13 protein-coding genes and 1 tRNA gene are annotated in these 12,076 nt (G+C 36.5%); 5 read left to right on the top strand and 9 right to left on the bottom strand.

Features of this window, described 5'->3' with window-relative positions; all coding sequences use genetic code 11:
- Positions 1–8 precede the first annotated feature (8 nt).
- The 5 genes from rpe to KO524_RS01185 all read right to left on the bottom strand — a co-directional run bounded on the left by rpe (position 9) and on the right by KO524_RS01185 (position 5,312).
- Positions 9–668: a ribulose-phosphate 3-epimerase gene (gene rpe / locus KO524_RS01165; protein WP_219288361.1), complete on the bottom strand. Its 660-nt coding sequence runs from the start codon at positions 666–668 to the stop codon at positions 9–11.
- A 131-nt stretch (positions 669–799) separates the two neighbouring features.
- On the bottom strand, positions 800–1,663 hold the full coding sequence (locus KO524_RS01170; RefSeq protein ID WP_125016647.1) for an RNA polymerase sigma factor RpoD/SigA: 864 nt from the start codon (positions 1,661–1,663) through the stop codon (positions 800–802).
- A gap of 410 nt (positions 1,664–2,073) precedes the next feature.
- Positions 2,074–4,245 carry a polyribonucleotide nucleotidyltransferase gene (locus KO524_RS01175; protein ID WP_219288363.1) on the bottom strand — a complete coding sequence of 724 codons (2,172 nt, stop codon included), beginning with the start codon at positions 4,243–4,245 and terminating at the stop codon, positions 2,074–2,076.
- A 179-nt stretch (positions 4,246–4,424) separates the two neighbouring features.
- Entirely contained in the window at positions 4,425–4,694 is a 270-nt protein-coding gene (rpsO, locus tag KO524_RS01180; protein ID WP_219288364.1) for a 30S ribosomal protein S15, read from the bottom strand.
- A gap of 159 nt (positions 4,695–4,853) precedes the next feature.
- A complete protein-coding gene (locus tag KO524_RS01185; RefSeq protein ID WP_219288366.1) occupies positions 4,854–5,312 on the bottom strand; it encodes a GAF domain-containing protein in 459 nt (152 codons plus the stop codon).
- A gap of 78 nt (positions 5,313–5,390) precedes the next feature.
- Here KO524_RS01185 and xrtF point away from each other — a divergent pair, with 78 nt between their 5' ends.
- The 5 genes from xrtF to KO524_RS01210 are packed head-to-tail and all read left to right on the top strand — an operon-like array spanning position 5,391 to position 9,534.
- Positions 5,391–5,915 (top strand): exosortase family protein XrtF, encoded by a 525-nt coding sequence (gene xrtF, locus KO524_RS01190; protein WP_219288368.1) that lies wholly within the window; start codon positions 5,391–5,393, stop codon positions 5,913–5,915.
- Between the two features lie 23 nt (positions 5,916–5,938).
- Entirely contained in the window at positions 5,939–6,367 is a 429-nt protein-coding gene (locus KO524_RS15480; protein ID WP_370629708.1) for an exosortase F system-associated protein, read from the top strand.
- 52 nt (positions 6,368–6,419) lie between these two features.
- Positions 6,420–6,857 (top strand): hypothetical protein, encoded by a 438-nt coding sequence (locus KO524_RS01200; RefSeq protein ID WP_219288372.1) that lies wholly within the window; start codon positions 6,420–6,422, stop codon positions 6,855–6,857.
- Positions 6,858–6,912: 55 nt separating this feature from the next.
- Positions 6,913–9,174, top strand: a complete 2,262-nt coding sequence (locus KO524_RS01205) for a TonB-dependent receptor (RefSeq protein ID WP_219288374.1) — start codon at positions 6,913–6,915, stop codon at positions 9,172–9,174.
- An 18-nt stretch (positions 9,175–9,192) separates the two neighbouring features.
- Entirely contained in the window at positions 9,193–9,534 is a 342-nt protein-coding gene (locus KO524_RS01210) for a heavy-metal-associated domain-containing protein (RefSeq protein WP_219288376.1), read from the top strand.
- Positions 9,535–9,769: 235 nt separating this feature from the next.
- On the opposite strand, the gene KO524_RS01215 is transcribed toward KO524_RS01210, so the two are convergent.
- From KO524_RS01215 to KO524_RS01230, 4 genes are all read right to left on the bottom strand, one after another.
- A complete protein-coding gene (locus KO524_RS01215) occupies positions 9,770–10,192 on the bottom strand; it encodes a CBS domain-containing protein (protein WP_219288378.1) in 423 nt (140 codons plus the stop codon).
- Between the two features lie 778 nt (positions 10,193–10,970).
- On the bottom strand, positions 10,971–11,201 hold the full coding sequence (locus tag KO524_RS01220) for a hypothetical protein (protein ID WP_219288380.1): 231 nt from the start codon (positions 11,199–11,201) through the stop codon (positions 10,971–10,973).
- Positions 11,202–11,475: 274 nt separating this feature from the next.
- A tRNA-Arg gene (locus KO524_RS01225) sits at positions 11,476–11,549 on the bottom strand.
- Between the two features lie 10 nt (positions 11,550–11,559).
- On the bottom strand, positions 11,560–12,012 hold the full coding sequence (locus KO524_RS01230) for a GatB/YqeY domain-containing protein (protein ID WP_219288382.1): 453 nt from the start codon (positions 12,010–12,012) through the stop codon (positions 11,560–11,562).
- Between the last annotated feature and the right edge of the window lie 64 nt (positions 12,013–12,076).

Here is a 12,076-nt window from a genome sequence, read left to right on the forward strand (position 1 = left end):
CCTAACACTTAAGACAATTGTGATTTTAAATTGGAGATTGTTTCTAAAGGTGCTGCCGAACCAAATACGAAACTTCCCGCAACCAAAACATCAGCTCCGGCTGCAGCTAACTGGTTAGCATTTTTATCGGTTACTCCTCCATCAATTTCAATCTTTGTAGAAGCCCCCTTAGTTTCAATTAGCGTTTTTAATTTACGAATCTTTTCGTAAGTATTTTCAATAAAACTTTGTCCCCCAAATCCTGGATTTACGCTCATAAGACAAACCAAATCGATATCCTGTATCACCTCTTCCAAAACAGCCACAGAGGTATGTGGATTTAAAGCTACTCCCGCTTGCATACCCGAGGCTTTAATAGCTTGTAATGTCCGATGTAAATGCGTGCACGCTTCGTAATGAACGGTTAAAACATCTGCTCCTAAATTTTTAAAAGTCGTGATATACCTATCCGGATCTACAATCATCAAATGCACATCTATGGTTTTCTTCGCATGTCTGGTAATAGCCTCCAAAACCGGCATACCAAAAGAAATATTGGGCACAAAAACGCCATCCATGATATCGATATGAAACCAATCAGCCTGACTTTCGTTTACCATCTCAATATCGCGTTGCAAATTCGCGAAGTCTGCCGCCAAAATAGATGGCGCAATTAAAGTGTTTTTCATAAACTGTTGTTGTGTTTGTACAAATATACGACTTTCTAAAAGACTGAGTTCAACCTAATACAATCTTCCTATCGCCTACAAAAAATTCTTATAAAACAAAAAACGGCACCTATTGGGTGCCGTTTTTGATATTAACCTAAATAGGTTTTTAAAATCTTACTTCTAGAAGTATGCTTAAGCCTACGTATTGCTTTCTCTTTTATCTGACGTACTCTTTCACGAGTCAGGTCAAAAGTTTCTCCGATTTCTTCTAAGGTCATCGGATGTTGATCACCAAGTCCAAAATACAAACGAACTACATCTGCTTCCCGAGGGGTTAATGTTTCCAATGCTCTCTCAATCTCCGTACGAAGCGATTCGTGAATCAATTCTCTATCTGGATTTGGAGACTCACCAGAACGCAAAACGTCGTACAGGTTAGAATCTTCTCCTTCAACTAAAGGAGCATCCATCGATAAGTGACGACCCGAGTTTTTCATACTCTCCTTTACGTCATTAACAGTCATGTCCAACTCTTTTGCAATCTCTTCTGCAGAAGGCGGACGCTCATTGGATTGCTCCAATAAGGCATACATCTTGTTAATCTTATTAATCGAACCAATTTTATTCAAAGGCAATCTCACAATTCTAGACTGTTCTGCCAAAGCAGAAAGAATAGACTGTCTGATCCACCAAACGGCATAAGAAATAAATTTAAACCCTCTAGTTTCATCAAAACGCTGTGCTGCCTTAATTAAACCTAAATTCCCCTCATTGATTAAATCGGGTAGAGTCAAACCTTGATTCTGGTATTGTTTCGCAACTGACACAACAAATCTAAGATTCGCTTTCGTCAATTTCTCTAGCGCTCTTTGATCCCCTGCCTTAATCTTTTGCGCCAACTCCACTTCTTCATCAGCAGTAATCAAATCTACTTTACCAATTTCCTGCAAGTATTTATCCAATGAAGCTGTCTCTCTATTGGTAACCTGCTTGGTAATTTTAAGTTGTCTCATTGTTTATAATCTGTTTTTTTTTATTATTAACCTGTCCTGTTTATATTATACGGTTAATATGCCCTAAATGTTACAGGCATTTTGTATATTATTAGCTTTTAACAAAAAAAATATTATAAAAAAACATCAAATCATTTAAAATCAATCCTTTAACAGAACCTGCGTATTGATATTTATTTTATACATCCATATAGAACCCCAAACAATCAGCAGAGCTTTATCACAAACCTATAATAAATTCCTGTATATATCAGATAATTCACACACTTGTCATATACCCTTGGCTACTTCATTTCAATTCCACCTAAAAGACATTGGTTTTATCCGAAAAAAAACGAACAAAAACCAATGGCTCACAATGGCATTATAAATGAAAAAGGCCGCGAATATCGTGGCCTTTTCTATTTTGATTACTCTTTCTTGTCAGTTGGAGTATCTTTTTTCTCTTCTCTAGGTTTGTCCTCTCTTGGAGGTCTCGGCATTAAAGCCTTTCTAGATACTTTTTCTTTTCTTGTTTTTGGATCTACACCAAGGTATTTCACTTCAAATACATCTCCCATATTTACTACGTCGGATACATTTTCTGTTCTTTCCCAAGCCAATTCCGAAACGTGAAGCAATACTTCATTTCCAGGAGCTTGTGCATATTCGACAACAGCACCAAAATCTAACATTTTGATTACCTTAACCGTATAACTTTCTCCCAATTGTGGTTTAAAAGTAATCGATTGAATTTTTGCCAATACCGCTTTAATTCCTTCTGGATCAGTTCCTAAAATCTCAATAACACCTTGTTCGTCCACTTCGTTGATAACGATCGTAGTTCCCGTAGCTTTTTGCAATTCTTGGATTACTTTTCCACCAGGTCCGATTAAAGCACCGATGAAGTTTCCAGGAATTGTTCTGGTGATAATTTTTGGAGCATAAGCTTTAACATCTTCTTTTGGAGCAGCTAAAACTTCGGTTATTTTTCCAAGAATGTGCAAACGACCGTCACGAGCTTGAGCCAAGGCTGCTTCCATGATGTTATAAGCCAATCCTTCGATTTTAATATCCATTTGACATGCTGTGATACCATCTGCAGTACCCGTTACTTTAAAGTCCATATCTCCTAAGTGATCTTCGTCACCAAGAATATCAGACAATACAGCGAAACGCTCTCCGTCAGTGATTAATCCCATTGCAATACCAGAAACCGGCTTAATCATTTGAATACCGGCATCCATCAAAGCCAAAGTACCAGCACATACCGTTGCCATAGAAGAAGAACCGTTAGATTCTAATACTTCTGAAACGACACGGATAGTATATGGACAATCCAATGGAATCATGTTTTTCAAAGCGCGTTGTGCCAAGTTTCCATGACCAACCTCTCTTCTTGAAGTACCTCTTAAAGGTTTTGCTTCACCAGTTGAGAATGGAGGGAAATTGTAGTGTAAGTAAAAACGCTCTTCACCTTGTTGAGAAGGAGAATCGATTTGGTTTGCTTCTCTAGATGTACCCAAAGTAGCCGTAGCCAATGCTTGAGTTTCTCCACGTGTGAATAGAGCCGATCCGTGAACAGAAGGTAAATAATCTACTTCCGCCCAGATAGGTCTGATTTCCGTAGTTTTTCTTCCATCCAAACGCGTTCCCAAATCTAGGGTTACGTTACGAACTGCTTCTTTATTTGTTTTATGAAAATATTTAGAAACTAAATCTCCATTTTCAGCTAATTCTTCTTCCGTAAACAAAGCTTTAACCTCTTCTTTGATTGCCTCAAATGCTGCAGTACGCTCTTGTTTAGCTGTACCTTGTTTGGCAACAGCATAAATTTTGTCGTAAGAAGCGGCTTTTACTTTTTCAAAGATAGTCTCATCTTGCTTTTCTTCTTCGTATGTTCTTACCTCTTTTTTACCAAAAGCGGCAACAACGCGTTCTTGAGCAGCAATCTGAATTTTAATTGCCTCGTGAGCGAATTTAATTGCCTCGATCATTTCTGCCTCTGAAATCTCTTTCATCTCCCCTTCAACCATAGCAATAGAGTCTTTAGACGCACCAATCATCATATCGATGTCTGATTGCTCTAATTGTTCTCTACTAGGGTTGATGATTAAATTTCCATCTATGCGCGCAACGCGAACTTCAGAAATTAAGGTAGAAAAAGGAATATCTGATAAAGCCAAAGCTGCCGAAGCGGCTAAACCAGCTAATGCATCAGGCATAACACTTTCGTCGTGTGACATCAATTGAATCATCACTTGTGTTTCCGCATGATAATCACTTGGAAACAAAGGACGCAAAACCCTATCAACCAATCTCATAGTAAGTACTTCACTATCACTTGGACGCGCTTCACGTTTGAAAAATCCACCAGGAAAACGTCCTGCGGCTGCAAATTTTTCACGATAATCTACCGTTAAAGGTAGGAAATCAATACCTGGGCTTGCTTTTCTTGCAGATACTACAGTAGCAAGCAACATGGCATTACCCATTTGTACTACTACAGATCCATCTGCCTGTTTTGCTAATTTTCCTGTTTCGATTGAAATGGTTCTACCATCTCCAAGATCGATAATTTCTTTAGTAACCTTAGGAATCATAAATAATTAATTCTTTATTAAACAAAGGGTTTCTCGTCTTCTCCAAATAAGACAGAGTGGGTGTTGTGTGTGTGTTGTTGTGTGTGTAGTTGTTGTAATGACCCAATGAAAAACCAAACTTTTTTTAACGCGGAAGGTAAAAAATAAAAAGAGGCGCGCAGGCACCTCTTCTATATTGACTATTTTCTAATACCCAATTCTTTAATGATCTCACGATATCTATTGATCTCTGTTTTCTTTAAGTAATCAAGAAGTCTTCTTCTTTTACCTACTAAAAGTACTAGAGAACGCTCAGTATTATAATCGTGACGATTTTTTTTCAAGTGTTCCGTTAGATGTGAAATTCTGAATGTAAACAAAGCAATCTGTCCTTCTGAAGAGCCAGTGTTTTTTGCATTACCTCCGTGTTTTGTAAAGAGTTCCTCTTTAGTTTCTTTTGTTAAATACATGCCAATATTATTTAAATGATTATTATGTAGTGAATTATATTAATTACAATTCAATGGGCAAAGGTAAATTTATTTTTGACATTTAACTAACAGAATATCCCTTTTTTTACCAACCGCTAAAATCACCCTATTTCTCTGAACCTCAAAACCTTTGTTAACCTATAGAAACAATACAGAAACCATAGCGTTTATCTCTTCTAAGAACTTTTGATCATCGGCAGTAAAAGCGCCTTTTACATTAGAATCAATATCGATTTGACCTATATTTCTACCATCCACAAACAAGGGCACTACGATTTCGGCCTTAACATGTATATTACACGAAATATAATTATCCTGAGCCGCGACGTCTTCTACCAAAAAAGTTTGATTAGAAACCGCAACTTGTCCGCAAATACCCTTTCCAAAAGGAATAACAGTATGATCAGTTGCTTCTCCTGCATAGGGACCCAAAACCAATTCTTGACGTTCGTGGTTTGCGAAATAATAACCAACCCAATCGTAATAATCTATAGTGTCGTGCAACAAATGGCAAATTCTCAACAGTTTTTCTTCACATAACCAACTGCCTTGATTGACTATATCGTTAACCTTTAATTTCAATGCCGCGTAATCCATATCTTTTTATTTACAAATATATTAGAAATCAATTCCATTAAATACCTATTTTTGTTAAAAAACAACTGCCTTTCTACTATGAAGCAATACCTGCCGTTTTTACTATTTCTAGCGAAGTTTTTTGGCTCTTATATTTTACTTACACTAGCCTATAAATTTTATCTCAATCAATTTGATGCAGCCTCTAATGAACTCGACGGCATTACCCAAGCTGTATCTAATCAAGTCGAACGCAGTTCTAATTTGCTTCAATTTGATGTCCAAATACACCCCAGCACCAAGGAAGCCGCTACACAAATATGGTTTAACGACCAATTGGTTGCCAAAATTATCGAAGGCTGTAACAGCATTAGTGTCATTTTGCTTTTTGCAGCTTTCATTATTGCATTCTCCACCAATTGGATTAGAACTGCCGCCTATATCCTATTAGGAAGTTTTATTATTTACTTTTTCAACATCCTTCGAATAGATTGGCTGATTTGGGCATTGTATTATTATCCCGAACAAAAACGCCTACTACACGATATCGTCTTTCCTCTTATTATCTATGGCATGGTACTCGTACTTTGGTTGGCATGGATCTTTAAATTCTCCAAGAAATGAAGATTATAAGACAACTCTCACCTATGCGGATTTTAGGGATAATAATATGCGTGGTTCTTTTGGCCTTAATTCGCTACTTTGAAACCACGCTTTTTTATGATCCCTTCTTGCTGTTTTTTAAAGGTCATTTCCAAAATGCACCCTTACCCCATATCGAGTATACTCGCTTGATTGGCAATTATATTTTCCGTTATGCCCTTAATAGTAGCTTGTCGTTGTTAATCATTTACTTGTGCTTACAAGACCGACTCGCCATCCGATTTAGCGCTTGGATGTACCTGTTTTTACTAGGACTCCTACTCGCCCTCTTTTGTAGTGTATTGTGGCTTTTTAAAGAACCGGACAAAATGTTTATTTTTTATATCAGAAGGCTGCTTTTACAACCGGTTTTTTTACTTTTATTTTTGGCTGGTTTTTTATACCAAAATCATGTAAAAACCATGAAACCTTGATTTTATTTTATTTTTAACATCGCCAGATCGAAATATTTAATATTTTTGTACTATGTATAACAAAAAATGGATATCCTTTGTATTTCTATTTGCCTTACTTTTCTCCAATGTAGGGCTGGCTTATAATATCCATTATTGTCAAGGACAGATTGAAAAAATTTCCTTGGCCTATACACACGACCATACCGATACGGCTTGCAAGAAGATGGGGCATAAAAGTCCTCAGAAAGATTGTTGTAAAAAACCCGAAGTACAGCAAAAAGAAGACTGCTGCAAAGACAGTGTGGTTACTCAACAGCCTACAGATAAGAATTTTGTCAAAACATTCCCGATCCAACTGGATCACTATATATTACCAGAGCCATGGAATCCTTTAGACGCCTTGTCTAATATTCCTCAAGAGCATTCTTCTACAGCATTGCTTTTTTATTGCGATTCTCATGCGCCACCCTTATTCAAACTCTATTGTCAGCTTATTTTCTACGCTTAATATTAATGTTTTTTTGTTGCCAAAAGCGATTTAAATTTACATTAATATCATATCTATGAAATACATTATTACTTTATTATTATGTACTGCCGCCCCTTTTCTATGGGCACAAGAACACCTTAGTGGGCGCGTTGTTGACGAACACAATCAACCCATATGGAGCGCCTCCGTCTATTGGGAGAATTCTACTATCGGCATAACTACCGACGAAAATGGAAACTTTAAATTAGCGCGAAATCCAGAAAACACCATTCTAAAAATTAGCTTTGTAGGCTATAAAGACCAATCGATTAACGTTACTAAAACCGACGATTTTCGCATACAACTCATCCCCGACACTCAGTTGGCCGAAGTGGTGGTAAACACAAAACAACGGAATACGCAACGTTCCATAAAAGGAACGTCAAACACCATTACCATGAATAGTGGCGAACTTTTAAAAGCCGCTTGTTGTAATATATCCGAAGCCTTTGAAACCAATCCGGCCATTGATGTAAATTTTTCTGATGCCATAACCGGAACCAAACAAATAAAAATGTTGGGATTAAGCAGTCCGTATATTCTTATTGCCGAAGAAAACATTCCATCTGTACGAGGAGCGTCGCAGGCCTATGGACTCACCTTCACACCAGGAACTTGGGTTGAAAGCATTCAAGTAACCAAAGGCGCAGGAAGTGTGGTTAACGGCTTTGAAAGCATATCGGGCCAAATCAACACCGAATTGATTAAACCGATGAACGATATTCCGCTATTTGTCAACCTTTACGGTTCTACCGAAGGTCGATTTGAAGCCAATATTCACGCCAATAAAAAGCTAACAGACAAGTGGAGTACCTCTTTATTTCTACATGGAAATGCTCGAAAAACCAAAAACGACATGAATCACGATGGGTTTCTAGATAACCCTTTAGGTGAACAAATTAACGTGATGAATCGATGGCAATATACCAATTTAGAAAAAGGATGGATCAGTTTTTTAACTTGGAGGTATATGAAAGACAACAAACAATCCGGAGAATTCAATTACGACAAAAATAAAGATAGAATAAGCCGTATCACTGACAAGTTCGCTAAAAACTTATGGGGTTCCGAAGTTAATACAGAGAAATTTGATGTTTCTTCAAAACTGGGATATGTATTTCCAGAAATGCCCTTTCAAAGCATCGGCTTACAAATGTCGTATAACTATCACAAACAAGATTCTTATTTCGGTCTTAATCAATACGATATCAAACACAACAGTGTGTATTCCAATTTAATCTTTAGTTCAATTATCAATAACACCTTAAATAAGTTTTCGACTGGACTTAGTTTTACCTTGGATAAATACGACGAACACCTCGCTTTACCCGTAGAAACAACTTACAATCGAATCGACAATTCGGCTGGCGCCTTTTTTGAATACACCTACGACAATACCGATAACTTTAGTTTTGTAACCGGCTTCCGTTTTGATGTACACAATAGAATGGGGGCTTTTTTCACGCCCCGATTTCACTTGAGATACAACCCATGGGATGATGCTGTGATTCGCGTTTCCGCAGGAAGAGGGAAGCGGATTGCTAATATCTTTGCCGAAAACCAAAACCTTTTTGCGAGTAATAGAGAGTTTACCATCAGTGCAGACGGAGGAAACATCTATGGACTCGACCCCGAAATAGCTTGGAATTACGGATTAAGTCTTTCTCAAGGATTTAATTTATTCGACCGAAAAGCTGATATAACAGTTGATTTTTATAGAACGGATTTTGAAAATCAAATCGTAGTGGATATAGACCAAAGTTCCCATCTCGTGAATTTTTACAACTTAGATGGAAAATCGTATGCAAACAGTCTTCAACTGGACTTAAACTACAATTTGGCAAAAAGCTTTAATCTACGCGCTGCTTATAAATATTACGATATACAAACTGATTTCAAATCGGGCAAACAAGAGCGCGCCCTACAAGCCAAACACCGTTTCTTCGCCAACTTAGAATATGAAACGCCTTTAAATAAACATCAAGGCAATTGGAAATTCGATTTCACCTACAATTGGATGGGGAAACAACGATTACCAAACACTTCGGACAACCTGCCGCAAAACCGATTACCAAACTACTCCAATCCGTTTTCAACCATGAACGCTCAAATAACCAAAGTATTTAATGAGCGATTTGAAATGTATATTGGCGGTGAAAACATCGGTAATTACCAACAAAACAGAGTTATTTTAGGCGCAAATAATCCTTTCGGCCCAGACTTTGATAGCTCTATAGTGTATGCACCTATTTTCGGACAAATGTATTATGCAGGATTGCGCTTTAAAATGAATTAAACCCTAAACAACAACGATATGAAAAATATACTTATAGCTTCCTTAGCTACTTTTTTTACGCTTACAGCTTTTGCACAAGAAAAGCCCAATAAAAATGCCAAACAAACCATTAGCGTAAAAGGCAATTGTGAAATGTGTAAAAAGAGAATTGAAAAAGCGGCCTTTTCCGTAAAAGGCGTTCGCTCAGCAGTATGGTCTAGCGACACACAAAAGCTAGAATTATTGGTTAATGAAACCAAAACAGACTCGAAGAAAGTACAAAAGGCCATAGCAGAAATCGGACACGATACAGAAGCCTATAAAGCCGAACAAAAACATTATGATGCCCTACACGGGTGTTGTAAATATCCACGTGATTAATATACTTTACACGAAATACTGTGCTTTTCTTTACGAAATGTACTAAAAAAACAGAGGACAGCCTTGGCAGACTGTCCTCTTTCAAAACAACAAAATACATCTTATGGCTAAACTCACAAACCACAAGACAAAACTTTCTTTTTCACATCAAACTTTATTTTGCTTTGCCATTATTTTTATATGACCCCTATTTATAAGTGTTGCACACTTTAAACTTTAAGGCCACTAAATATTTTTAATCGTACTGTTTTAATAAATATTTCAACAAATCGGTAGTGGTTAAAATTCCAACCAACAAATCACCTTCCATCACCGGTAAGGCTCTAAATTCTTCTTTCGAAAGTATCTCTACCGCCTCTTTTATGTTGGCATCCGCTTGTATGGTAATCAATTTTTTCGCCATGACCTGTTCTATACTAAACATATTGTATACCGTCACGTCAATCTCTTCATCAAAATCTCCAACACTGTCTGCCAAACTCACCCGCAACAAATCCGTGTAACTCAGCATTCCGATAATAGTATTTCCAGAAACTACGGGAATATGTCTTATCTTATACTTTTTAAATAGACTTTCTGCTTTAGTCAAATTATCTGTCAAATTCAACTTAATAACATTTGCAGTCATTATAGTTGATACTGGGATGCGCTGTTTCATTGTTACAATATTACATGACAAAAGTAATCGCGAAATTTACTTAAAAACATGACTTTTATCATGCTTCTCTAATTGCCTCCAGCAAACTACTTTTTAAAAAATAGTTACTCACTGCATATTACCCATTTGATTTCACTCTTATCAACCAACTGACAACTCAGTTTTTCTTGGTCAAAAACAATCACAATCTAAATAAAGTTCGTTTTAAAAAAAGCCGAATAATTATACTTAATGCGATAAAAACTAAAAAATATTTTTATTTATATATTTTCACAAAGAAATATTTCAATAAAAATATTTCTTTCCTATTTAAATCAAATTGAAATAACCAAGGCTTCAATGTTAATTTTCACCGAACTCAATCCTGATATAATCAGCAACATCTTCACTATTTAGCCTAGGTAGAATGCCCAAAAACAGCGAAAAAAAAATTTCGGAAAATAAAAAATAAATTATTTCCTAAAATTACCCGTTTTAAAAACAAAAAATTAGGGTATTTTACTTAGCAATAATCCAATTAAAAAAGGTTTTTATTATATAAATCGCTATGATAAAAGGTAATGATCACAGTGTCTTCAGTAAACACAAAACAAATCTGGGTATTAGCTATAATCTGTATTAAAAAAAAGATCACAATTGCATTATTGGACTATTATTATATATATAAAATCATGGATTACTATTTCGCTGTAAATAATATATATAGTGAGAGAAACCAATACCGCAGTGTTTGAGTACTTAAACTGATGTCAATGCAAAAAAAACATTAATACAGCATTTAGATATGGAATAACATACCTTGAGATATATAGCGTTTTTTGTCATTATCCGCAAACACAAGGTTTGTACATGGGCTGAAAGCGTATATTCCATCATCGCCCAGCTGAACGAAATCATTTCTACCACCAAAACGTTTTTCCTGAAATTTATCTATGACTGTTATTCTATAGCCTCCTTTTTCAAGTCGACCAATCGAACGCCCTGCCCAAGTTGCAAGAAGTAAATTCATTTCGACTCCATGTCATTCCATCAAACCCACTAAGCTTGAATAACTCAAGTTCGGGATCATCTATGTTTTCACCATTATTAAAATTCATTCCGACACTCCAAATATCTTCATACTGATAACTTGACTTTTTTAAATAAGTGGTTATTTGCCTATTTGGAATCCTGCGATAGTTAGTATTTGCCGTCAGATTTGATTCCAATTACCTAAAGATCGCAATGAATACAATTAATTTTAAACAAAAAAAGCCTCACGTTTCCGTGAGACTTCTAAAATGTGACCGCGGAGGGGTTCGAACCCCCAACCCTCAGAGCCGAAATCTGATATTCTATCCAATTGAACTACGCAGTCATTCTTATTTTTATTTCGTTAAAAGTTGTTTTACCAATGTAGAAATTGTTTTACCATCTGCTCTACCAGCAACCTCTTTAGTTGCCAATGCCATCACTTGTCCCATAGACCCCATACCTGCAAATCCGCCTTCCGCTATGATTTTAGTAATCATTTGTCCAACTTCTTCATCAGATAACTGCTCTGGTAAAAACTGCTCTATAACAGCTGCCTGTGCGATTTCCGGTTCTGCTAAATCAGCTCTACCTTGCTCGGTAAAAATAGCAGCACTATCCTTTCTTTGTTTTACCAACTTCTGAAGGATTTTGATTTCCTCATCTGCTGATAATTCTTCTTTAGCTCCTGATTGAGTCTGAGCTAATAACAATTCTGATTTAATTGCTCTTAATGACTCAAGGGCAACGGTATCTTTTGCTTTCATTGCGCTTTTCATAGCGTCCATGATTTTTGCTTGTAAACTCATAATTAGGTGCTTTTTTGTTGGGCAAATATAAAAAAATAACCCGAAGAAAGGAAGCCTTTTATCG

The sequence above is a fragment of the Flavobacterium sp. NKUCC04_CG genome, from assembly GCF_019345525.1.
Classification (GTDB): domain Bacteria; phylum Bacteroidota; class Bacteroidia; order Flavobacteriales; family Flavobacteriaceae; genus Flavobacterium.